General features: G+C 75.1%; 18 protein-coding genes. 15 read left to right on the top strand and 3 right to left on the bottom strand.

From position 1 onward, the window contains the following. Window positions 1–165: 165 nt before the first annotated feature. The 6 genes from M3673_RS02200 (at window position 166) to M3673_RS02175 (ending at window position 6,207) form a co-directional block, all read left to right on the top strand. Window positions 166–660, top strand: coding sequence for a hypothetical protein (locus M3673_RS02200; RefSeq protein ID WP_251531194.1), 495 nt, complete (start codon window positions 166–168; stop codon window positions 658–660). Between the two features lie 544 nt (window positions 661–1,204). Further along, window positions 1,205–1,660: an SAV_6107 family HEPN domain-containing protein gene (locus M3673_RS02195; protein WP_056862494.1), complete on the top strand. Its 456-nt coding sequence runs from the start codon at window positions 1,205–1,207 to the stop codon at window positions 1,658–1,660. A gap of 228 nt (window positions 1,661–1,888) precedes the next feature. Then, on the top strand, window positions 1,889–3,133 hold the full coding sequence (locus M3673_RS02190; RefSeq protein WP_251531191.1) for an endonuclease: 1,245 nt from the start codon (window positions 1,889–1,891) through the stop codon (window positions 3,131–3,133). Window positions 3,134–3,445: 312 nt separating this feature from the next. Then, complete coding sequence (locus M3673_RS02185) at window positions 3,446–4,231, top strand: methyltransferase (RefSeq protein ID WP_251531189.1); 786 nt, start codon at window positions 3,446–3,448, stop codon at window positions 4,229–4,231. A 162-nt stretch (window positions 4,232–4,393) separates the two neighbouring features. Then, window positions 4,394–5,569, top strand: coding sequence for a DNA polymerase IV (dinB, locus tag M3673_RS02180; RefSeq protein WP_251531188.1), 1,176 nt, complete (start codon window positions 4,394–4,396; stop codon window positions 5,567–5,569). 125 nt (window positions 5,570–5,694) lie between these two features. Next, window positions 5,695–6,207, top strand: a complete 513-nt coding sequence (locus tag M3673_RS02175) for a DUF3040 domain-containing protein (protein ID WP_251531180.1) — start codon at window positions 5,695–5,697, stop codon at window positions 6,205–6,207. A 536-nt stretch (window positions 6,208–6,743) separates the two neighbouring features. Here the strand turns inward: M3673_RS02175 and M3673_RS02170 are convergent. From M3673_RS02170 to M3673_RS02160, 3 genes are all read right to left on the bottom strand, one after another. Then, the gene (locus M3673_RS02170) at window positions 6,744–9,260 is read right to left on the bottom strand and encodes a DUF3488 and transglutaminase-like domain-containing protein (RefSeq protein ID WP_251531178.1); all 2,517 of its coding nucleotides are present in this window, start codon (window positions 9,258–9,260) and stop codon (window positions 6,744–6,746) included. Then, entirely contained in the window at window positions 9,257–10,588 is a 1,332-nt protein-coding gene (locus M3673_RS02165; RefSeq protein WP_251531176.1) for a DUF58 domain-containing protein, read from the bottom strand. The genes M3673_RS02170 and M3673_RS02165 overlap by 4 nt, the downstream gene beginning before the upstream one ends. A gap of 98 nt (window positions 10,589–10,686) precedes the next feature. Continuing rightward, window positions 10,687–11,664, bottom strand: a complete 978-nt coding sequence (locus M3673_RS02160) for a MoxR family ATPase (RefSeq protein WP_056862497.1) — start codon at window positions 11,662–11,664, stop codon at window positions 10,687–10,689. A gap of 541 nt (window positions 11,665–12,205) precedes the next feature. On the opposite strand from M3673_RS02160, the gene mraZ reads away from it, so the two are divergent. The 9 genes from mraZ to ftsW all read left to right on the top strand — a co-directional run bounded on the left by mraZ (window position 12,206) and on the right by ftsW (window position 22,471). Beyond that, window positions 12,206–12,631 carry a division/cell wall cluster transcriptional repressor MraZ gene (gene mraZ, locus M3673_RS02155; protein WP_193664679.1) on the top strand — a complete coding sequence of 142 codons (426 nt, stop codon included), beginning with the start codon at window positions 12,206–12,208 and terminating at the stop codon, window positions 12,629–12,631. Window positions 12,632–12,881: 250 nt separating this feature from the next. Beyond that, the gene (locus M3673_RS02150) at window positions 12,882–13,019 is read left to right on the top strand and encodes a hypothetical protein (protein WP_156697701.1); all 138 of its coding nucleotides are present in this window, start codon (window positions 12,882–12,884) and stop codon (window positions 13,017–13,019) included. A 10-nt stretch (window positions 13,020–13,029) separates the two neighbouring features. Continuing rightward, window positions 13,030–14,091, top strand: coding sequence for a 16S rRNA (cytosine(1402)-N(4))-methyltransferase RsmH (gene rsmH, locus M3673_RS02145; protein WP_251531174.1), 1,062 nt, complete (start codon window positions 13,030–13,032; stop codon window positions 14,089–14,091). Continuing rightward, the gene (locus M3673_RS02140; protein WP_251531172.1) at window positions 14,088–14,810 is read left to right on the top strand and encodes a hypothetical protein; all 723 of its coding nucleotides are present in this window, start codon (window positions 14,088–14,090) and stop codon (window positions 14,808–14,810) included. The genes rsmH and M3673_RS02140 overlap by 4 nt, the downstream gene beginning before the upstream one ends. 80 nt (window positions 14,811–14,890) lie before the next feature. Continuing rightward, on the top strand, window positions 14,891–16,708 hold the full coding sequence (locus tag M3673_RS02135; protein ID WP_251531170.1) for a penicillin-binding protein 2: 1,818 nt from the start codon (window positions 14,891–14,893) through the stop codon (window positions 16,706–16,708). 110 nt (window positions 16,709–16,818) lie between these two features. After that, the gene (locus tag M3673_RS02130; protein ID WP_285839073.1) at window positions 16,819–18,318 is read left to right on the top strand and encodes a UDP-N-acetylmuramoyl-L-alanyl-D-glutamate--2,6-diaminopimelate ligase; all 1,500 of its coding nucleotides are present in this window, start codon (window positions 16,819–16,821) and stop codon (window positions 18,316–18,318) included. 161 nt (window positions 18,319–18,479) lie between these two features. Then, window positions 18,480–19,568 (top strand): phospho-N-acetylmuramoyl-pentapeptide-transferase, encoded by a 1,089-nt coding sequence (mraY, locus tag M3673_RS02125; protein WP_193664673.1) that lies wholly within the window; start codon window positions 18,480–18,482, stop codon window positions 19,566–19,568. Further along, window positions 19,565–21,070 (top strand): UDP-N-acetylmuramoyl-L-alanine--D-glutamate ligase, encoded by a 1,506-nt coding sequence (gene murD / locus M3673_RS02120; RefSeq protein ID WP_251531167.1) that lies wholly within the window; start codon window positions 19,565–19,567, stop codon window positions 21,068–21,070. Before mraY ends, murD begins: the two co-directional genes overlap by 4 nt. Before the next feature lie 42 nt (window positions 21,071–21,112). Further along, window positions 21,113–22,471 carry a putative lipid II flippase FtsW gene (gene ftsW / locus M3673_RS02115; protein WP_228942895.1) on the top strand — a complete coding sequence of 453 codons (1,359 nt, stop codon included), beginning with the start codon at window positions 21,113–21,115 and terminating at the stop codon, window positions 22,469–22,471. Window positions 22,472–22,474 lie beyond the last annotated feature (3 nt).

Raw genomic sequence — 22,474 nt, 5'->3', positions numbered from 1 at the left:
CGGTCGCCCGGCCGGGGCGGGTCGTGCCGGCGGCGCGCCGCGCGCAGGGAGCGGTGTGGTGCGCGTCGCCCCCGCGGCGCCCGCCCCGCGTGGTGGTGCGGGCCGTCCTCCACCTCGTCTGGGACCATGGCCCGGACAGGACGGCTCGAGACGGGGGAACACAGCATGATGCGGCAGCAGCCCAGGTCGTTGACGGTGGCGATGGCGCTGCTCGGGCTGCTGGTGGCCGTGGGTGCCGTCACCGTCGCGCTCACCGCCCTCCTGCGCGACACGCTGATCCTGAACTGGGCCGAGGGGCACCGCTCGGCGCGGGAGATCCTGGAGACCCGGGGCCTGGACTACCTCAAGTCCGACGAGCCGATCGTGATCCCGCAGTTCTTCCCCGTGGCCGCCGTGCTCTTCGTCGTGCTCGCCATGCTCATCGCCGTGCTCGTGGTCTTCCTGCGCGACTCCCACAACTGGGCGCGGGTCAGCCTGACCGTGCTGGTCGTGATGATCGCGGTGGCCACCATCGGTGGCATCCGGATCGACCCGCCCGCCGTCTTCGTGGCCATCTCCTACCTCGCCCTGGCCCTCGACATCGGTCTGCTCGTGGCCCTGTGGCACCGCGACACCAACACCTACATGCGCGGCGTCGAGGAGGCCCCGGCGGCCCTCTGAGCCGCCCGGCCCCACCCCGCCTCGCCAGACCCGCCGCGGCCAGGCCCACTCCGCCCAGCCCAGCCCGGCCCGCCCAGCCCCGCTCGGCCCCGCCCCGCCCCGCCTCGGCCCGGCCTCGGCACAGACCGGCTCGGCCCCGCAGGCCTCGTGGGCCCCATGGGCCCCAGTTGTCGGCCCGGACCCGCACCTGTCGGCCTGCGCGTGGGCCGACAGGTGCGGGTGTCACCAGCCGGCCGGTGACTCCCGCCAGGGCGGGCCGCAGCCCCTCCGCGACCAGGCGGCCCCGGGGCCGCTCGGACGACCCTTGACGCACTGTCCGTGGCGGGCGGTATGGTTCAGCCGTGTTCGAATGCATGTTCGAACGCTGCCGACGGGGGCGACCTCGACCCCCGTCCCCGTCGGCGTTCGATCCCGGGTGGCTCCGCCGGAGCAGGGCCTCGTCGGGAGCAGGTCAGGGGGTCGCACGTGGGGTCGACGACCAGGTGAGGTGGACCATGACAGACGACATCCAGCAGCACGGACCGCACGGGGCCGAGGTGGAGGCGTGAGCGCGCCGCGGGCGTCGGTGGCCCCGCCCAACCCCTACGCCCTCCCGGCGACCACCCACTCCTACCTCCTGCGGGCCGCGGAGTCGCTCCAGGAGGCCGTCGTGGCTACCGAGGTGCCGGCGCGCTACGCGCTGGCCCACGTCGCCGCGCTCCGCTCGGCGGCCGCGTTGCTCTCGGCGCGGGCCCAGCCGGCGCCGGCGCGGCGTCGACCGCAGAAGAACGCCTGGGTGCTGCTGGCCGAGGTGGCGCCGGAGCTGGCGGAGTGGGCGACCTTCTTCGCAGCGGGGGCCTCGAAGCGCGCCGCCGCGGAGGCGGGGTCGCGGCGCGCGGTCAGCGAGCGCGAGGCCGACGACCTCGTCCGCGACGCCGACCGGTTCTTGGGCGTGGTGGAGCAGGCCCTGGGCCTGGTCCCGCACGCGCCCTCGGCCGAGCGCATCAGCCGCGCCGGCTGAGCCCTCCGCCCCCCCTCGGCCGGCCGACCGGCCGCGCGGCGAGAGCGGCGACACGGCTCGGGGCGGGACCTCGTCGGTCCGGGTGGCTGGATGGTCTGGCCTGAGTCCATGACGAGGGGTTCCCCGGTCGCGCCGGGCGGTAAGGATCGCCCAGGCTCGACCGGGGGCCGCTGTGGCCCCGCCCGCCCAGACGCCCGCACGGGTGTCCCAGTGATCGGAGTCCCGCGCATGCGGCTTCTCGGGCCGCGCCGCACGGCGCAGCTGGTGTCCCTGCTCCTCGTCCCGGCCACCCTCACGGTGGCCCCCGCCCTCGCGCCCGCCGCTCTCCTCGGCGCGCCCGAGGGATCGACGGCCGGCTCGACGGCCGGCTCGATGGTCGGGTCGGTCCTGCCGGGAGCGGCCAGCGCGGCCACGCCGGTGAGCGTCGCCGCCGCGCGCACCGTGCAGGACGGCTCCACGGCCACGGTGCGCGGCTACGTCGTGGGTCAGCCCACCGCCACGAGCACCGTGGTGACCTCGGGGTTCCCCGACGACTACGCCCTCGCCCTGGCCGACGCGCCGGGGGAGACCGCCACGTCGCGGATGGTCTACGTGCAGGTGCCGAGCGCCTTCCGTGCGTCCTGGGGGTTGCGGTCCAACCCCGCGCTGATGGGGCGCCGCATCGACGTGACCGGCACGCTCGGCGCCTACTTCTCGGCCCCCGGCGTGCGCAACGCCACCGCCTTCGCCCTCGCCGACGGCGGCGGGGGCACCACCCCGCCACCGAGCGGGGGCACCGACGACTACGACAGCACCTACTACGCCGGTGCCGTCGGCAAGACGGGCTCGGCGCTGGAGACGTCGCTGCACACGATCGTCTCGCGCGGTGTCGCGCGGCTCACCTACGACGAGGTCTGGGCCGCCCTGCGCGAGACCGACCAGGATCCCGCCGACGCGAGCCGGGTGATCGAGCTCTACACCGGCGAGAGCCGCCCCGAGACCGACAACGGCGGCGGCGTCGAGCAGTGGAACCGCGAGCACGTCTGGGCCAAGAGCCACGGTGACTTCGGCACGGCCACGGGCCCCGGCACCGACCTGCACCACCTGCGTCCGGCCGACGTGACCGTCAACTCCGCTCGCGGCAACCTCGACTTCGACGAGGGTGGCTCGCAGAACGCCGAGGCGCCGGGCAACTACGCCGACGGCGACTCCTGGGAGCCGCGCGACGCCGACAAGGGCGACGTGGCGCGGATGATCTTCTTCATGTCCGTGCGCTACGAGGGCGGCGACGGCTTCCCCGACCTCGAGGTCAACGACAGGGTCGCCAACGGCACCGCCCCGCTCCACGGCAAGCTCTCGACGCTGCTGCGATGGAACGCCGAGGACCCGCCGTCGGCGTTCGAGATGCGCCGCAACGACGTCATCTACGAGCGCTTCCAGTTCAACCGCAACCCCTTCATCGACCACCCGGAGTGGGCCGACGCCATCTGGTGACCCACGCCGGCGGCCGCGGTCGGTGGCGGTGACGGGCGGCCACGGGGCGCAACGGTGGCGGTGCGCGACGGGTGGCGGCGACGCGCGACGCGTCGTAGAGTGACTGGTGGGTCGAACAGACGTTCGATCCACCACCTCCCCGGCGGCCGATGCACCCGCCACCGGATCGAGCCCCAGGGAGTCCGCCCCCGTGCCAGGTGATCGACCCCGGCCCGCCCCCACCGCCGCCCCCGTCGCCGCGTCCCTCGCCGGGGGCGGCCCGGCGACGCGGGCACGGGCCCGTGCGCTCGTCGGTCCCCTAGGGTGGGCGCCATGGCAGCAAGCGAGCGCCCTCCCGCCCGGCCCGACGAGCGGTCCCAGGAGCGGCCCAGCGAGCGGCGGGCGGCGGCACGCACGGCCGTCGTCTGGGCGGCCCTGCAGGAAGCGCTCGGCGCGGGAGGGGCGGGCCGACCGCTCGACGTGCTGGACATCGGCGGCGGCACGGGCGGCCTGGCCGTGCGGGTCGCCGAGCTCGGCCACCGGGTGTCCGTCGTCGACCCCAGCCCCGATGCCCTCGCCTCGCTGGCGCGTCGCGCGCGGGAGAGGGGCGTCGAGGTGTCGGGCCAGCAGGGCGACCTGTCGACCCTGGCCGAGGTGGTGGGCCCCGCGAGCGCCGACGTCGTGCTGTGCCACGGGGTGCTCGAGGTGGTCGACGAGCCGGCGGCCGCACTGGCCAGCCTGCGCGCGGCGATGCGCCCTGAGGCCACCCTCAGCCTGCTCGTCGCCCAGCACCACGCCGCCGTCGTCGCCCGGGCCATGGCCGGACACTTCGGGCAGGCGCTGGCGATGCTCGACGCACCGAGCGGCGCACCGGTCGCCGGCGGACGCGCCCGCTCGGGGCGACGCTTCACCCGTGACGAGCTCGAGGGACTGCTGCGCGGCGCCGGCCTCGAGGTGCTCTCGGTGGACGGTGTCCGCGTCTTCGCCGACCTCGTGCCCGGGTCGCTGCTCGACCTCGAGCCCGGCGCCAGTGCCGCGCTGGTCGAGCTCGAGCGGGCCGTCGCTCGCCGCTCGGAGTACCTCCCCCTCGCGACGCAGTTGCACGTGCTCGCCCGCTAGCGACCGGCCGGCCCCCGCCGGCGGGTGCGCTCGCACCCGTGGGCCCCGGGGGTCCCGGTCGTGACCGACCGGGGGGTGGCGGGCCCCGACGCCGCGTTCCCGGACGCGGGCCGGAGCGTCGCGCCACGCGCCGATCGGCGACCGGAGGGCACACCCCGACCGGTGACGCCGATCCTGCACGTCGACATGGACGCGTTCTACGCCTCGGTGGCGCTGCGGGAGCGGCCCGACCTGCGTGACGTGCCCGTCGCCGTCGGCGGCGCCCACCGCGGCGTGGTGCTCGCCGCCAGCTATCCCGCCCGGGCGCACGGCGTCCGCTCGGCGATGCCGATGTCGCGGGCGCGACGGCTCTGTCCCCAGCTGGTCGTGCTGGCCCCCGACTTCGAGCTCATCGGCAGCGTCTCCCGCGCGGTCCACGAGTGCTTCCGCCGGATCACTCCGCTGGTGGAGGTGCTGTCGGCCGACGAGGCCTTCCTCGACGTCGGCGGCGCCGGGCGGCGCCTCGGGCCGCCCGAGGTCGTCGCCGAGCTGGTCCGCGCCACCGTCCACGACGAGCAGGGCATCACCTGCTCGGTGGGGGTGGCCGCGACGGTGTCGGTGGCCAAGCTGGCCAGCCGGCTGGCCAAGCCGGACGGCGTGGTCGTGGTCGCACCCGAGGACGTCCCCCGCATGCTCCACCCCCTCGACGTCGGCCTGCTCTACGGCGTGGGGGACAAGACCCGCGCCCGCCTCCAGCGACTGGGCCTGCGCACCGTCGGCGACGTCGCCCGCACCCCCCGCGCCGCTCTCCACGAGCTGGTGGGCGCCCGCCAGGCCGATCACCTGCTCGCGCTGGCGTGGGGCACCGACCGCGGCGAGCTCGTCGTGGGGCGTGCTCCCGGCTTCGGCGGTGGTGAGCCCGACTCCTCGATGGGCGCCCAGCACACCTTCGGGCGCGACGTCGCCGACCGCGACGGCGTGCTGCGCGAGCTGCTGCGGCTCACCACCTCGGTGACGGGCCGAATGAGGGGGCGCGACCTGGTCGGACGCACGGTGGCGATCACGGTGCGCTCGACCGACTTCACCACCGTGAGCCGTTCCCGGACGCTCGCGGAGCCCACCGACGTGACGCGCGAGGTCTACGAGACGGCCGTGGCGCTCTTCGACGCGCTGGGTCCGCAGCGGCGCGCCGTACGCCTGGTGGGGGTGCGGGTGGAGGGCCTCGGCCCCCGCGGTGCGGTGCACCACCAGCACGTGCTCGGGGAGAGGGAGCGTGGCTGGTCGGAGGCCGACCGCGCGGTCGACCGTGCCACCCGTCGCTTCGGGGGTGCCGCGGTGCGTCCGGCCAGCCTGCTCTGAGGACCGGTGGCGCGCGACAGAGGTCGTCGTGCCGACGCCGAGCACGTCCCTCGACCCCCGCCGCGCGAGTAATTTCCCGACGCGCCTACCGTGACGTCGATCGCCTGCCTAGAATTGGCGCGACGGTGAGCCCGCCGATCCGCGTGACCCTGGAGGACCCTGTGCCACTCTCCGAAGAGGAGCTGCGACTGCTCGAGCAGATGGAGCGCGCCCTCTCTGAAGAGGATCCCAAGTTCGCCTCCACCCTGCGCGGCACCTCGCTGCGCCGGGCTGCACGGCGCCGCGCGATCCTGGCCGGCGTCGTGTTCGTCGTCGGCATCTGCGTCCTCATGGGCGGCGTGATCAGCAAGGTCTACGCCGTCGGCATCGTCGGTTTCGTGATCATGCTCGCCTCGGCGACCATCGGTCTCAACGCCCTCAAGGGCCAGCAGGCCGCCGCTGCCGCCGAGACCCAGGGCGCCGCGGCGCACCCGTCGTCGGGCTTCACCGTCATCGACGGCGGCCGCGCAGGTCGCTCCGCGCGCGCCGGCAAGAGCCGCGGCGGGCGGCCGTCGCGTCGCCCCCGCAAGACCGGCACGTTCATGGAGCGCGCCGAGGAGCGGTGGCGCCGTCGCCGCGAGCAGAACGGCGGCTTCTGAGCCCTCGCTCGGCCTTGTCCTCACGCGTGACCGATGGCGGCTCGACGCGGACCCGTGCGCTGCGTGCGCGCCTGAGGTGACCGCTGCTCGGTCCTGACCGCTCGGCCCTCCGGCGGCCGTGCTCGACATCACCGGACGACGGTCCCGGTCGACCACGATCCCGGTCGAGGGCTCCGTCCGACGCCTCCGGTCGACGGCACTCGTCGACGGCGGCGGTCGAAGGCCACCCCGGCCCGCACCGATCGACATGGCTGGCCCCGGTCGACAGGCCGGTGCGAGCGGATCGTCGACGGCGACGTCCAGCCGCCACCCCGGCCTGCCCCGGCCGACGTGCCCGGCCCCGGTCGACGGTGCGGGAGCCGGTGGTGCCACGGGTCGGAGCACCCGACCGCCCCTGTCGGGGCCCGTGGTGAGCGCTGGCACCCGGCCCGCCCGGCGGCCCCGCTCAGCGGTCGGGCCAGCGCGGCGGCGCGTGGTCAGCCGGTCGGTCGACACCCGGTCGGACCGGCGAGGTCACCCGGCCGGCGCTGCAGAGGTCAGCCGACCTCGTCGACCGTCGCGGCGCCGGTGCGCGTGGCACGCACCTCGGCCCGTCGCGCCTGCGCGCCCGACGGTCGCCGGCCGGCGGTGAGCACCGACCGCGGCCACCACCGCGCCGCGCGGCGCTGGCGTGGTGTGACGCCGGCCAGCAGGGCCGCGACGCAGACGCGCCCGTCGTCGCTCACCTGCTCGCTGGCGGCGGGGGAGTCGGTCGACCCGACCGGGGCGTAGCGCAGCCGCTCGAGGGCGGTGACGAGCCGATCGGTCGCGGCGGCCGCCTCCGGGGCGGCCGCGGCGCCGCGCGCGGGTCGCTCGACCGGCTCGGCCGCGGGGTCGGCGTACCAGTCGAGGAGCGCGGCGCCGGCGGTGCGCACCGAGCGCTGCTCGGGCCAGGGGTGGCCGAGGTCGAGGGCGGTGGCGCGCAGCTCCTGCCAGACACCCTCGGGACCTGCGGCGAGCCATCGCTCACGCCGGCGGCTCCGCAGCAGGCGCGGCAGGAGCAGCAGCGCCCCGAGCGCCAGCAGGCCGCCGACGCCCCCGGCGACGGGGGCCCACGGGAAGGTCGCCGCCGTCGTGTCGGTGTCGTCGGGGCCCTGCGCCTGCGGCACCTCGGGCTCCGCGCTCGGCGCCGGCCGGTCGGGCTGCACCGGGGCCTGCGACTGCTCGCTCGGCTGGGCCGACGGCTGGTCGGGCTCGGAGTCGAGCTGGCCACGCGTGTAGTCGGGCACGGCGGCCGCCCGGTCGGCGGGCGTGGGCTCGAAGCGCACCCATCCGGCACCGGCGATGAAGAGCTCGGGCCAGGCGTGGAGGTCGTAGGCGCTGAACTGGTACCGGTCGGGGCCGATCTCGTCGGGGCGCAGGAAGCCGACGGCGACCCGGGCCGGGATGTCGAGCTCGCGGGCCATCACCGCCATGGCCGAGGCGAACTGCTCGCAGTAGCCGACCCGACCGCCCTCGTCGTCGCGCAGGAAGGCCTCGAGCTCGCTCACGCCGTTGCCCTCGTCGGCTCGCGCGAGGTCGTAGGTGAACTCCGAGCGGAACCAGTTCTGCAGGGCCACGGCCTTGGCGTAGCGGGTCGGTGCCTCGGCCGTGACCTCGAGGGCCAGGTCGCGCACCAGGTCGGGCAGCGGGGGCAGGTCGACCATCTCCGCGCTGACGGCGCCGGCGGCCGAGGGCGCCGAGGCGAGCTGGGCGGCGGAGAGGTCCAACTCGACCCCGGTCATCGAGTAGTCGAGCCCGGCGGTGTCGAGGTCGTCGGCGCTGGCCAGGAAGTCCATGGTCGACTCGTCGTAGCGCCAGTCGCCCTCGGCGCGGATGGCGCGGATCGGCGCCCAGGTGGGCAGCCACCGCGACTGGAAGTCCTCACCGATGCTCACGTCGTAGTCGTAGGAGCGTCGCGCGACGTCGCCCGCGACGCCCTGCAGAGCCGGCACCGCGCCGTCGGGCAGGTTGTCGGTGGGGATCTCGCGGTCCCCGGAGCTCCACGCCTCGCTGGAGAAGCGGTTGAGCACGGCGATGCGCAGGTACGACGGGTCGGGGTCGTCGGTCTGCACCTCGAGCAGGGGGATGTCGCTGCCACGGCGCAGGTCGCGCTGGAGGTCGGTCATGGGGTTGACGATCTGCACGGCGTCGTCGCCGCTGCCCGCGCCCCCCTCGCCGAGGGAGAACACGTCGACGTCGAGGGTCGGCACCCCGAGGGGCACGAGCACGGCCAGCGCCGTCGCCGCGGCGCCGACGCTTGCGGCCCCCACCCGCGAGGTCGAGCTGCGGGGGCCCAGGGCGGCCGAGGCGCGCAGGTCGGTGTCGCTGGCCTCGGTCGGGCGGCCGCGCTCGTCGAGGGGACGGCCCCACCGGGCGACCTGCTCGTCCTCCTGGAGGAAGAGCATGACCAGGAAGCCCGCCGCGGTGAGTGCGAAGACCCACCAGGAGAGCCCGGAGTCGACGATGCTCACCGGCACCGCGTAGACGGTGAGCAGGGGCAGGCCCGCCAGCGGCACGCGGCGCACGCCGTTGGCGAGCAGGTCGACCAGGAGCATGCAGGCCAGCCCGCCGCCGACGAGCAGCGGGTCCAGCGGCGCGGCCTCGGGTGGCACGGGGGCGGCGTACTGGCGCGAGGTCGCCACGGCGGCCTCGACGGCGCGCACCAGCTCGCCCCAGCCGGCACCGAGCGGCACCGGGGTGTCGATGAGCAGCTCGGAGGCCAGGGCGACCCCGACCACCGTCTGCGCCAGCAGCACCACGAGGGCAGGGAGGCGGGCGAGGCGGGCCAGGGCACCCGTGCCGGCGACGACCAGGGCCAGCAGCAGCAGGGGCCGCAGGAACCCGCCCGGGGTCTCGGTCAGCCCCCGCCAGGACACCACCGCGGCCCAGGTGGTGAGGGTGGCGGCCAGGGCCGAGAGCAGCAGGCGCCCGGCGCCCCGGGCACGCAGGTCCTTCGGCGCCGACGCTCGCGCGCGGCCGGTGCTCGGGCGGGCCGGGGACCCGGCCGGTGGCACGAGGGTGGGTGCGCTCACGAGGGTCCTCCACGGGTGGTCGCGCCGGTGCCGCCGCCGGTCCTGATCCCGGTGCCGGGCCCGCTGGTCGCCCCGTGCGGTCGGGGGGCGGTGGCGCGGCTGCGGCCGAGGTCCTGCCAGGCGGCGTCGAGGCGGTCGCGCGGGCCGAGCCCGACGCTGCGCCAGCCCTGCCGGGAGAGCACCGCGGCGCCGGAGGCGCCCGGGGCGGTCGGCACGCCGGTGCCCCAGGCGGCCACGTCGAGGGCGACCGCGAGACCGGCGTCGGCGCCGTGGTGCATGCGGCGCAGCACCGGCAGGTCGGCCTGGGTGAGGTCGCCGAGCACGGCGATGACGAGCCCGCCCTGGCCCTGCTCGCGCAGCCAGCCGGTGTCGAGGTGGGTGGCCCGCAGCGGCTGCAGGACGGCGAGGGACTCCAGGATCGGCCCGGTGTCGAGGGTGGCGTCACGCACGTGCCAGGCCGCGGCGGCGTCCTCGCCCGCGGCGGTGACCAGACGTACGGCGAACCCGCGCCGACCCAGGTGCGTGGCGATGGAGGCGGCGGCCACGACGGCGGTCTCCAGCGAGGAGGCGACGCCCTGGCCGCGGTGGCTGCCGGCGCGGTTGTCGATGAAGAGCGTCGCGCGGGCCTGCCACGGCTGCTCCTCGCGTCGCACCATCAGCTCCCCGGTGCGGGCCGAGCTCAGCCAGTGCACGCGCCGCAGGTCGTCGCCGCGGCGGTACTCGCGCACGGTGACGTCCTCGGCGCTGCCGTGGGCGAAGGCGCGGGGCCGGTTGTCGCCCGACCCGGAGGAGCCGCCGCCGAGTTTGATCGGCGGCAGCGGCACGACCCGGGGGGTGACGGTCAGCGGCACGCTGGTCTGGAAGGACCGGCCGAGCTCGACGAGTCCGAAGGGGTCGCTGACCCGCACCGTCATCGGGCCGACGTCGTAGCGCCCCCGGACGTCGCTGCGCACCTGGTAGCTCACCTCGCGGCGCCAGCCCTGGCCGATGCCGTCGAGCACGAAGCGCGGGCGGGTGCCGAGCACGTAGGGCAGCTGGTCCTCCACCAGGAGTACGGCGTGGGGGGTGCGGCCCTGGTTGGTCATGGTGAGCCCGACCCGGGCGGGCTGGCCGGCGGTGACCAGCTGGGGGCTCACCGTGCGCACCAGGGCGAGTCGGTAGCGGTTGCGGCCGACGTAGGCGGCGGTGAGCAGCGGCAGGGCCAGCACGAGCACGCCAACGCGGGTGAGCGCGGGCTGGCCCAGCAGCACGGCGCAGACGACGGCGGTGACGCCCGCGGCGACGAAGGCACGACCGCGCAGGGTGAGCCCGGCGAGGGCCTCGCGCATCGGTCCTCCCTGGGTCGTCCGGCGGTGTCGGCGGTGTCGGTGGTGTCGGCGTGGGGCGGTGTGGCGTGGCGCGGGGTGCTGCGGTGGGGGAGAGGGGCTCAGGCCCGGTCGGGCTCCGGCACCGGCACCCCGGCGAGGATGCGGTCGAGCACGGCCTCGGTGGTGCGCCCGTTCATCGCGGCCTCCACGCTCGGCAGCAGGCGGTGGGCCAGCACGGTGCGCGCCAGCAGCTGCAGGTCGTCGGGCACGACGTAGTCGCGGCCCTCGATGGCGGCGTAGGCCTTCGCGGCGCGCACGAGGTGGAGCGTGGCCCGGGGGGAGGCGCCGAGGGTGAGGTCCTCGGTGGTGCGGGTGGCGCTGGTCAGCGCGACGGCGTAGCGCTGCACCGCGTGGGCGACGTGCACCTGCGCCACGATCCCGGTGATTTTGCGCAGCTCCGAGGCGTCGGTGACGGCCTCGAGGTCGTCGAGGGGGTTGGAGCGGGTGTGGGAGTCGAGCATGGCGATCTCCGCGGAGGCGACGGGGTAGCCCATCGAGACCCGGGCCATGAAGCGGTCGCGCTGGGCCTCGGGCAGCGCGTAGGTGCCCTCCATCTCGACGGGGTTCTGGGTCGCGATGACCATGAACGGCGCCTCGAGGTGGTAGGTCGCGTTGTCGACCGTCACCTGGCGCTCCTCCATCGCCTCCAGCAGCGCCGACTGGGTCTTGGGGGAGGCCCGGTTGATCTCGTCGCCGACGACGACGTTGGCGAAGATCCCGCCGGGGCGGAACTCGAACTCGCGGGTGTTCTGGTTGAAGACCGAGACCCCGGTGACGTCGGAGGGCAGCAGGTCGGGGGTGAACTGGATGCGGCTCACCGAGCAGTCGATGCTGCGTGCCAGGGCCTTGCTGAGCATGGTCTTGCCGACCCCGGGCACGTCCTCGATGAGCAGGTGGCCCTCGGCGAGCAGCACCACGAGGGCCGCGGAGACGACGTCGGGCTTGCCCTCGATGACCCGCTCGACGTTGCCCCGGACCCGGGAGACGACCCGGGCCACGGTCTCGAGGTCGGCGCCTCCAGGGATCGGAGCAACCACGTCGGGTCCTTTCGGTCGTGCACTCGGCGCCGGCGGGCACGGCGCCCGGGGATGACATCACGGTAGGGCGTCGGTGCAACTCGCGTCGCCTGCCGGCGCGCTCGCGTCAGGTCCGGCCCCGGCGGTCACGGTGGTCCGCTGCGCCCCACCAGGCACCCCCGGGGCGCGCCGGGTGCCCCACGCTCCTCCACCCGCGCTCCACCTCCGCCCGGGCCCGCTCCACCGGCCCCCACCGTGCGCCCCGCAGCAGGTCCGCGTCGCGTCGTCGTACGCCGGGAGCGCCCGGTCGATCTCGGCGCCGCAGGCCGCTGACCTGCGACGACAGCGGTTCGGCGGGGTCCTCGGCCGCCGCGGCGCGCCGCGCCGGCGCAGGGTCTGCTCCCTCAGGTCGGTAGGGCCGGGCGACGAGCGGCCGCGGCCCGGTGGAGCGCTCGCGGGCGCAGAACACCGCCCTGGAGTGGTCGGATGTGGTTGACGGTGGAGGAAGGTGGAGTAAGGTGGTGCGAAGTGGAGGAGGCTCCCGGATCAGTGGAGGTGCGACGTGTTCTTCATGGGCACGTACACGCCGAAGCTGGACGAGAAGGGACGTCTCTTCCTGCCGGCCAAGTTCAGGGACCGACTCGCAGAAGGGCTCGTCGTGACACAGGGACAGGAGAAGTGCCTGGTCGTGTGGCCCGAGGACGTCTTCATGCAGGAGGCCCAGCGCGCACAGAGCACGCCGATGACCAACCGCGACGCCCGTGACTACGCCCGCGTGCTCTTCGCGGGCGCCGAGCAGGGCACGCCGGACAAGCAGGGGCGCATCGGCATCCCGTCGGTGCTGCGCCAGTACGCCTCTCTCGAGCGCGACGTCGTCGTCATCGGCGTGATGGACCGCATCGAGATCTGGGATCCCGTCCGCTGGCAGGAGTACTCCTCCGGGGCCCAGGAGAAGTTCGCCGAGCTCGACGAGCAGCCGCCCGTCTGACCCGGCACCCCCCGGCTCCACCCCGCACCACCGCAGACGGCTCCACCAGCACCACCATCAGCACCACCCGCACGTCCACCACGGATCCGCCGGTCTCGGTACCGGCCCGCTCCCTCGGCCCTGGGGCACCTTCCCCGGCACCAGGACCGAACGCCACCTCGAGTCTTCTCACGGAGCGGGCCGGGACCCGGCTCGGCGGATCCGCCCTTTCCCCCGCACCGCCCGCACACCACCCGATCTGGGGTCGACGATGAGCATCACCCACGAGCCCGCGCCGCCGCGGGTGCGCCACCAGGCGCGCGACGCGGTGGTGCTGATGGCGTTCTCCGCCGCGGTCTCCCTCGGTGGCGCCGCGACCCTCCTGCTGCTCTCGAGCCTGGGACGCTGAGGTCGGCTCCATGGCTTCCCCCCGCCACGTCCCGGTCCTGCTCGACCGGGTCGTCGACCTGCTGGCGCCCGCGCTCGACGAGGCCGCCGCCGCCCGGCTGGGCGCGGCTCCCGTGCTCGTCGACTGCACCCTGGGCCTCGGTGGTCACAGCGAGGCCGTCCTCGAGCGGCTCCCCGGCGCCCGCGTCGTGGGCATCGACCGCGACCCCGCCGCGCTCGCGCTGGCCGGCGAGCGCCTGGCGGCCCACGGCGAGCGCTTCACCGGCGTGCACGCCACCTACGACGAGATCGGCGAGGTCGTCGCCGACCTCGGCCTGGGCGAGATCGCCGGCGTGCTCTTCGACCTCGGGGTCTCCTCCATGCAGCTCGACGTGCGCGAGCGCGGCTTCGCCTACGCCGAGGACGCCCCGCTCGACATGCGCATGGACTCCTCGACCGGCCCGACCGCCGCCGACGTCCTCAACACCTACTCCGCCGCCGACCTGACCCGCGTCCTGCGCGACTACGGCGAGGAGAAGTTCGCCCGCAAGATCGCCGCCGCCGTCGTGCGCCGCCGCGAGAGCGAGCCCTTCACGACGTCCGGGCCGCTCGTCGAGCTGCTGTACGCCGAGATCCCCGCACCGGCCCGGCGCACCGGCGGCCACCCCGCCAAGCGCACCTTCCAGGCGCTGCGTATGGAGGTCAACGACGAGCTGGCCGTGCTGCGCCGCGCGCTGCCGGCCGCCATCGACGTCCTCGGCGTCGGCGGGAGGGTCGTGGTCGAGTCCTACCACTCCCTGGAGGACCGGCTGGTCAAGCAGGCCTTCACCGCCGCGACCCGCTCGGTCGTGCCCGACGACCTCCCCTTCGTGCCCGAGGGCAGCGAGCCGGCCCTGCGCCTGGTCACCCGCGGCTCGGAGAAGGCCGACGCGGGCGAGATCGAGGCCAACCCGCGCGCCGCCTCCGTGCGCCTGCGCGCCGTCGAGCGGGTCAGACCCTCCGACGGGCCCCAGGACCGGCCCCAGGGCCGGTCGGCCGCCCGCACGCCCCGCACCACCCACCGTCCCGACACCCGAGGGGGAGCAGCCCGATGAGCAGCACGGCACGAGCGATCCAGACCAGACTGCCCCGCCTCGCCGAGGCCGCCGTCGAGCGTGCCCGGCTGACCGTCGTGCCCCGGGGCCGCACGAGGGCGGCCAAGGTGCCGTTCGTGACCCTGCTCAGCCTGCTGATGCTCGGCGGCGTCGTGGGCCTGCTGCTGTTCAACACCTCGATGCAGCAGTCGGCCTTCGCCGCCACCGAGCTCCAGGACCGCGCCACCGTGCTCACCGCGCGCCAGGCCTCGCTGTCGATGCAGCTCGAGCGCCTGCGCGACCCGCAGAACGTCGCGCGCCGGGCCCAGGCCCAGGGCCTGGTGCTCCCGGCCGCGCCGCAGTTCCTCGACCTCTCCGACGGCACCGTCACCGGCACCACGGACGCCGCCCTCGCTCCCGGGACCCTCGCGCTCGACCCGCCCCCGGCGCCGCTGCCGGCCGAGCTCCGCCCGCCGGCCCCGACCCAGGCGCCGCCGGAGGGCACCCTCCCCGGCGACCGCGACCGCTCGGGCGACCGTGACGGCTCGGGTGACGGTGACCGCTCGGGCGACCGTGACCGCTCGGGCGGCCGCGAGGGCTCGGACGCCGGCGACCGGTCCGGCGACCGCGACGGCAGTGGGCCTGAGCGCCAGCAGGACCAGACCGGCGACGACACCGACGAGGACGCCCCGCGCGGCAACCGCGACGGCGACGCCGGTGGGGGTAGGAACGTCCAGTAACACCCGCACCACCCGCACCACGTGCACCGCCCGCACCACGGACCGAACCGCCCAGCACCAGCAGCACCCGGAGGACGAGCGTGCGACAGACCCGCCAGCCGATGCGCAGGACCGCAGCCCGTGGCCCGGCCCGCCCCGCCGGCGAGCTGAGGGGCTCCCCGCAGCTGCGGCTGCGGATCGGCTTCCTGGTCATCGCGATGGTGCTGTCGGTCTTCGTGGGCCGCCTCGTGCAGCTGCAGGGCCTCGACCCCGCGTCCTACGCCTCGATGGCCGCGGCCGAGGGCCTGGAGGAGATCGTGCTCCCCGCCGAGCGCGGCGACATCCTCGACCGCAACGGCGAGCCGCTGGCGGAGTCGGTCGACGGGCTGATGGTCGTGGCCGACCCGGCGCTGACCGCCGACGACGCCCCGGAGCTCGCGCGCTTCCTCGCCAACCGCCTCGACGTCGACTACTTCACGATCCTGCCCCGCCTGCGGGCCGAAGACAGCCGCTTCCAGTACATCGCCCGCAGCGTGCCCGCCGCCCTCGCCACCTCGGTGGTCTCCAAGGCGCGCGCGCTGGGCTACGACGGTCTGGTCACCGAGCGCGACCCGGTGCGGGAGTACCCCGCGGGCGACGTCGCCGCCAACCTCGTCGGCTTCGTCGGCACCCCCCGCAAGAACGGCACGACCAAGCCGCTGGCCGGCTTCGAGCGCACCTTCGACGACCTCCTCGACGGCGTCGACGGCGAGGCGCGCTACTCCGTGGCCGCCGGCAACCGCGTCCCGCTGGGGGAGAACACCACCGTGCCGGCCGTCGACGGCGAGGACCTGCGCACCACCCTCGACCGCGACCTGCAGTTCTACTCCCAGCGCGTGTTGCGCCAGGCCGTGCGCGACTCCGGAGGCGAATCGGGCTCGGTCGTCGTGCTCGACAGCCGCACCGGCGACGTGCTGACGCTGGCCGACTACCCCACCTTCGACGCCAACCACCCGCTGGAGTCCGACGAGGCCGACCTCGGCTCGCGCGCCGTCAGCGACGTCTACGAGCCCGGCTCGGTCGAGAAGGTCCTCACCGTCGCGGGCCTGGTCGACGCCGGCAAGGTCACCGCCCGCACGCGGCTCACGGTGCCCGGCGTGCTGCAGCGCGAGGGGGACAACCCGATCAGCGACTGGTTCGACCACGGCACCATCCGGCTCACGCTGGCCGGCGTCATCGCCCAGTCCTCCAACATCGGCACCGTGATGGCCACGGAGAAGTACGACGACGGCGAGCTGCGCTCCTACCTCGACGCCTTCGGCCTCGGGCGCACCACCGGCACGGGCATCCGCGGCGAGTCCGCCGGCATCCTGCCCGACGAGAGCATCTGGTCCGACGCGCTGCAGGACCGCATCGCCTTCGGCCAGTCGGTCTCGGTCAACGCGCTGCAGATGGCGGCCGCGGTCAACACCATCGCCAACGGCGGGGTGCGCATCGACCCCAGCGTGGTGCTCGGCTCGGCCACCACCGACTCCGGCGAGCAGGTCGGCACCGACCACGCCACGGAGCGCCGCGTCATCAGCGAGGACGCGGCGCGCCAGACGACCCACATGATGGAGCGCGTGGTCGACCCCGAGGTCGGCGTCGCCCCGGGCGCGGCCGTCCCCGGCTACCGCGTCGCCGGCAAGACCGGCACGGCGCAGCGGGCCAGCAGCGAGTGCCAGTGCTACGACGGCAGCTACACCGTCTCCTTCGCCGGGTTCGCGCCCGCCGACGACCCCCGCTTCACCATCTACGTCGTGGTGCAGAACCCCACCAACGGCGGCGGGGGCGGCTCGGTCGGCGGTCCGGCCTTCTCCAAGATCATGGGCTACGCGCTGCGCCGCTACGCCGTGCCCCCCACCGGCACCGAGCCCTCGCGCCTGCCCGTCGAGTGGTGAGCCCGGCCGCGCGCTCCTAGGCTGACCCGATCGTGACCTCGACACCTGGCACTCCCGGCACGCCCGGCGACACCCGCCCCGCAGACCCGCCCCGCACGCCCCTCTCGGAGCTGACGGCGTGGGTGCGCCGCGAGCTGGCGCCGGCCCACCGCACCGCGCCCTCGACCGACCCGACGCTGACCGGCATCACGCTCAGCTCCCAGCGCGTCCGGCCGGGCGACCTCTACGCCGCGCTCCCCGGCGCGCGCGCCCACGGCGTCGACTACGCCGCGGCGGCGATAGGGGCCGGAGCCGTGGCGGTGCTCACCGACCCCGCGGGCGCCGACCGCGTGCCCCCCGGTGTGCCCGCCCTCGTGGTCGACGACCCCCGCCGTGTGCTCGGGCGGGTCAGCGCCCACCTCTACGGCCACCCCGCCGAGCGGCTGACGATGATCGGCGTCACCGGCACCCAGGGCAAGACCACCACCACGCGGCTCCTCGAGGGCGGCCTGGCCGGCGCGGGGGTGCGCTCCGCGGTGATCGGCACGGTCGGCACCCGCATCGCCGGGGTCGACGTACGCACGGCGCTGACGACGCCCGAGGCCCCCGACCTCCACGGTCTCTTCGCGGTCATGGTGGAACGCGGCGTCGAGGTGTGCGCCATGGAGGTCTCCAGCCACGCCCTCGTGCTGGGCCGCGTGGACGGCGTGGTCTTCGACGTGGCCGTCTTCCTCAACCTGGGGCGCGACCACCTCGACTTCCACGACACCGTGGAGGAGTACTTCCAGGCCAAGGCCGCCCTCTTCGGCCCCGACCGAGCGCGTCGCGCGCTGGTCAACCGCGACGACGAGCACGGCCGGCGCCTGGCCCGGGAGACGCCGCTGCCGGTCGCGACCTTCTCCACCACCGGCGGGGGCGCCGACTGGGAGGCGCTCGACCTGTGCCCGGCCCCGAGCCGCACCTCCTTCGAGGTGCGCGGCCCGGCGGGCCCGCCGTTCCCGGCCGAGGTGCCCCTGGCCGGTGCCTTCAACGTCTCCAACGCCCTCGCGGCCGTGGCCGCCGCGGGCGAGGCCGGGCTCGACGCCCCCGGCGTGGCCGACGGGGTCGCCGCTCTGGCCGGCGTGCCGGGCCGGCTCGAGAGCGTCGACGCGGGGCAGGACTTCGAGGTCGTCGTCGACTACGCCCACAAGCCCGACGCCGTCGAGGCGGCCGTGGCCGCCCTGCGCCCGCTCACCGCGGGCCGGGTGGTGGTCGTGCTGGGCGCCGGGGGTGACCGCGACACCGGCAAGCGCCCGGTGATGGGGGAGATCGCCGCGCGGCTCGCCGACGTGCTCGTCGTCACCGACGACAACCCCCGCAGCGAGGACCCGGCCGCCATCCGCGCCGCCGTCCTGGCCGGCGCCGCCGCGGTGCCCGAGGCCGAGCGCGCCGAGGTGCGCGAGGTCGGCGACCGGCGTACGGCGATCGCCGCGGCCCTCGCCGTGGCCCGGCCGGGCGACATCGTGCTCGTGGCCGGCAAGGGCCACGAGACCGGCCAGGAGGTCGACGGGGTCGTGCACCCCTTCGACGACCGGCTCGTCGCCCGCGAGCTGCTGCTCGCGTCCCTGGCCGAGGGCCGCACCACGACGTGAGGATCGCCACCGGGCGGCGGGGCGCGGAGGCGCCGGCGGCCCTCGTGGGCCAAGATGTCCTGGTTGCCCCGGCGACGTCGGGGATCACCCCGGCGGCGACGCGGGGCGAGGGACGGCGCGGCGACGCGCAGTGACGGCACCGAGGGAGCGGACGTAGGCGGATGAGAGCGATCCTCATGGGAGGCGGCCTGGCGCTGCTGATCTCGCTGCTCGGGACCCGCGTCGCGATCCGGCGCTTCACCGAGTGGGGCTACGGCCAGGAGATCCGCGACGACGGACCCACCAGTCACCACACCAAGCGCGGCACCCCGACGATGGGCGGCGTCGTCATCATCGGCGCCACCGTGGTGGGCTACTTCGTCGCCAAGCTCGTGACACGCGACCTGCCCAGCGCCTCGGCGCTGCTGCTGCTCTTCCTCTTCGTCGGCACCGGCCTGGTCGGTTTCCTCGACGACTTCATCAAGATCTACAAGCAGCGCAGCCTCGGCCTGCGCAGCAAGGCCAAGATCGTCGGGCAGACCATCGTCGGCCTCACCTTCGCGGTGCTGGCGCTGAGCCCGTGGTTCGCCGACGACCGCGGCCAGCGGCCGGCGTCGTTCTCGCTGTCCTTCATCCGCGACTTCGACAGCTTCGTGCTGCCCGCCGTGGTGGCGGTGGTGCTGATCCTGCTGATCGTCATCGCCACCAGCAACGCGGTCAACCTCACCGACGGCGCCGACGGCCTGGCCACCGGCGCGAGCGTGATGGTGTTCGGCGCCTACACCCTGGTCAACATCTGGCAGAACAACCAGTGGTGCGGCCAGGACGACATCGCCTACGGCAAGTGCTACGAGGTGCGCGACCCCCTCGACCTGGCGATCATCGCCGCGGCCATCACCGGCGCCTGCTTCGGCTTCCTGTGGTGGAACGCCTCGCCGGCCCAGATCTTCATGGGCGACACGGGCTCCCTGGCGCTGGGCGCGGCGCTGGCCGGCTTCGCGGTGCTCAGCCGCACCGAGCTGCTCCTCATCGTGCTCGGCGGCGTCTTCGTCATGGAGACCGTCTCGGTGATGCTCCAGGTGACCTGGTTCAAGGCCACGCGACGCCTCACCGGCACGGGCAAGCGGCTCTTCCGCATCGCGCCCATCCACCACCACTTCGAGATGGTCTGGGACGAGATCACGGTGGTCATCCGGTTCTGGATCATCACCGGGCTGTGCGTCGCCGGCGGCCTGGGCATCTTCTACGCCGAGTGGGTCGCCGGCACATGAGCGCGCCCCGCGACCTCGACTCCCTGGGCCGGCACACGCCCTGGCACGGCGTGAAGGCCGTCGTCGCCGGCTTCGGCGTCTCCGGCTTCGCCGCCGCCGACAACCTCAACCACCTCGGCGCCGACGTCACCGCCCTCGACGAGTCGGCGGCGGGCAAGGAGGAGAAGGCCGAGCTGCTGGAGGTGCTCGGTGCGTCGATCCGCCTGGGGGAGGGCGCCACGGCGACCCTGCCCGAGGACGCCGACGTCCTCGTCACCTCGCCAGGCTGGCGCCCCGACGCGCCGCTGCTCGCGCAGGCGCGGGCCCGCGGGATCCCGGTCTGGGGCGAGGTGGAGCTGGCCTGGCGCCTGCGCGACCCGGCCCACGCCACGCCGTGGCTGGCGGTGACCGGCACCAACGGCAAGACCACCACCGTGCAGATGCTCGACGCGATCCTGCGTGCGGCGGGTCTGCGCAGCGTCGCCGTCGGCAACGTGGGCCTGCCCATCGTCGAGGCCGTCATGGACCCCGAGCCCTACGACGTGCTGGCCGTGGAGCTCTCCAGCTTCCAGCTGCACTACACCGACTCGATGAGCGCGCAGTCGGCGGCGGTGCTCAACCTCGCCGAGGACCACCTCGACTGGTACGCCTCGATGGCCGACTACGCCGCCGACAAGGGGCGCATCTACGAGCGCGTCCAGCGCGCGTGCGTCTACAACGTCGCCGACCCCGAGACCGAGCGCCTGGTGCGCGAGGCCGACGTCGTCGAGGGGGCCCGCGCGGTCGGCTTCACCCTCGGCGTCCCGGGCGTGGGCATGCTCGGCCTGGTCGAGGACATCCTCGTCGACCGCGCCTTCATCGAGGAGCGCGGCACGAGCGCCGCCGAGCTGTGCCACCTCGCCGACCTCGAGGTCGACGGCCACCCGGCCGCACCCCACCAGGTCGCCAACGCCCTGGCCGCCGCGGCCCTGGCCCGCTCGCACGGGGTCTCCCAGCAGGCGGTGCGCGACGGGCTGCGCGGCTTCCGGCCCGACGGCCACCGCATCGCCGTGGTGGCCACCCACGAGGGCGTGACCTGGGTCGACGACTCCAAGGCCACCAACCCCCACGCGGCCGGGGCGTCGCTGCAGGCCTACGACCCCGTGGTCTGGGTCGCCGGCGGACTGGCCAAGGGTGCCGACTTCGACGACCTCGTGCGCTCCGCCGCACCCCGGCTCCGCGGTGTCGTGCTGCTGGGCCGTGACCGCGACGTGATCGCCCGCGCTCTTGCCCGACACGCGCCCGATGTGCCCGTCAAAGTCGTCGGCGGCGACCAGACTGGCGCCACACACGCACCAGCAGTCACACGCACACCAGACACACCAGAACAGGTCATGCGACAGGTCGTCGACGCGGCGGCCGGGCTCGCCCGGTCGGGGGACACCGTCCTCCTCGCGCCGGGATGCGCCTCCATGGACATGTTCGCCAGCTACGCCGCTCGTGGTGACGCCTTCACCGCAGCGGTCCGGGAGAGGACCGGCTAGCGGTCCGACCGGGCCCTCAGGGCCCACGCAGGAAGGGACGCCGTGACCACCACCGCCGAGCGGGGCCCCAGCCCCACCCGCACCGCCCGCCCCGCCCCGCAGGGCCTCGACGACACCCGGTCGATGCCCGCCCCCGGCGGCGCCGCCTCGGCGTGGTGGACCCTGCGCGAGCGCGTGCGCACGACCACGGCGACGGTGCACGACGCGCTCGACCGCCCGCTCACCTCGTACTACCTGCTGCTGGGAGCCTCGACCCTGCTGCTGACCATCGGCCTGATCATGGTCCTCAGCGCCTCGAGCGTGTACTCCTTCACCCAGAACGACGGCGACTCCTACGCCATCGTGCGCCGGCAGCTGATGTGGGTGGTGCTCGGGCTGCCGCTCGCCTTCGTGGCCAGCCGGCTGCCCCACCGGCTGCTGCGCGCCCTGGCCTACCCGGGCTACCTCGTCTCGCTGGCGCTGCTGTTGCTCACCGCCTTCATCGGCGTCGCGGTCAACGGCAACCAGAACTGGCTGGCGATCGGGCCGCTACAGATCCAGCCCTCCGAGATCGCCAAGCTCGCGCTCATCCTGTGGGCCGCGCACATCTACGCCAACAAGGAGCGCCGCCTCGCGAGCCTGCACCAGGTGATGGTGCCGGTGGTCCCCGGCCTGCTGCTGGCGACCGGGCTGGTCGTCTTCGGCCGCGACCTCGGCACGGCGCTCGTGCTGTTCGCGATCATGCTCGGCATGCTGTGGGTGGTCGGCGCGCCGCTGCGCTTCTTCGCCGTCTGCCTCTCACTGGTGGGCGTCGCCGCCATCGGTCTGGCCGCCAGCGACCCCGAGCGGGTCTCGCGGCTGACCACCTTCGCCGACCCCTTCAAGGACTTCCACGACTCCGGCTGGCAGCCCGCCCACGGGCTCTACGCCCTGTCCAGCGGCGGCTGGTTCGGCCAGGGGATCGGCGCCTCCCAGCAGAAGTGGGGCGACCTGCCCGAGGCCCACACCGACTTCATCTTCGCCGTGCTCGGCGAGGAGCTGGGCCTGGTCGGCACGGTGCTGGTCGTCGCGCTCTTCCTCACCATCGCCTTCGCCGCCCTGCGGGTCGCGCGCCACACCGCCGACCCCTTCGTGCGCTACGCGTCGTTCGGCATCGTGGTCTGGCTGGTCGGGCAGATGGTGATCAACGTCGGCATGGTGCTCGCCCTGCTGCCCGTCATCGGCATCCCGCTGCCCCTGGTCTCCTACGGCGGGTCGGCGCTGCTGCCGTCGCTGATCGCGCTGGGCCTGCTCATCGGCTTCGCCCGCCGCGAGCCCGAGGCGGCCCGGGCCCTCGCCCTGCGCCGGCGCGGACGCTCCAGCGGCGTGGCGGCCGGACCGCTGGCGGGCCTCACCTCCGGGCGCGGCCGGTCCGATCGCTAGGTT

The sequence above is a fragment of the Nocardioides sp. P86 genome, from assembly GCF_023712465.1.
GTDB classification, from domain to species: Bacteria; Actinomycetota; Actinomycetes; order Propionibacteriales; family Nocardioidaceae; genus Nocardioides; species Nocardioides kribbensis.
Note: the sequence above shows the minus strand (reverse complement) of the source record. Positions and strands in the feature narration are given on the sequence as shown.

Excerpts from the sequence above, each read along its gene's own strand:
- M3673_RS02200 (WP_251531194.1), top strand. The coding sequence starts at position 166 with ATGATGCGGCAGCAGCCCAGGTCGTTGACGGTGGCGATGGCGCTGCTC.
- M3673_RS02190 (WP_251531191.1), top strand. The coding sequence starts at position 1,889 with ATGCGGCTTCTCGGGCCGCGCCGCACGGCGCAGCTGGTGTCCCTGCTC.
- M3673_RS02185 (WP_251531189.1), top strand. The coding sequence starts at position 3,446 with ATGGCAGCAAGCGAGCGCCCTCCCGCCCGGCCCGACGAGCGGTCCCAG.
- M3673_RS02165 (WP_251531176.1), bottom strand. The coding sequence starts at position 10,588 with ATGCGCGAGGCCCTCGCCGGGCTCACCCTGCGCGGTCGTGCCTTCGTC.
- M3673_RS02150 (WP_156697701.1), top strand. The coding sequence starts at position 12,882 with ATGAGCATCACCCACGAGCCCGCGCCGCCGCGGGTGCGCCACCAGGCG.
- rsmH (WP_251531174.1), top strand. The coding sequence starts at position 13,030 with ATGGCTTCCCCCCGCCACGTCCCGGTCCTGCTCGACCGGGTCGTCGAC.
- M3673_RS02140 (WP_251531172.1), top strand. The coding sequence starts at position 14,088 with ATGAGCAGCACGGCACGAGCGATCCAGACCAGACTGCCCCGCCTCGCC.
- mraY (WP_193664673.1), top strand. The coding sequence starts at position 18,480 with ATGAGAGCGATCCTCATGGGAGGCGGCCTGGCGCTGCTGATCTCGCTG.
- murD (WP_251531167.1), top strand. The coding sequence starts at position 19,565 with ATGAGCGCGCCCCGCGACCTCGACTCCCTGGGCCGGCACACGCCCTGG.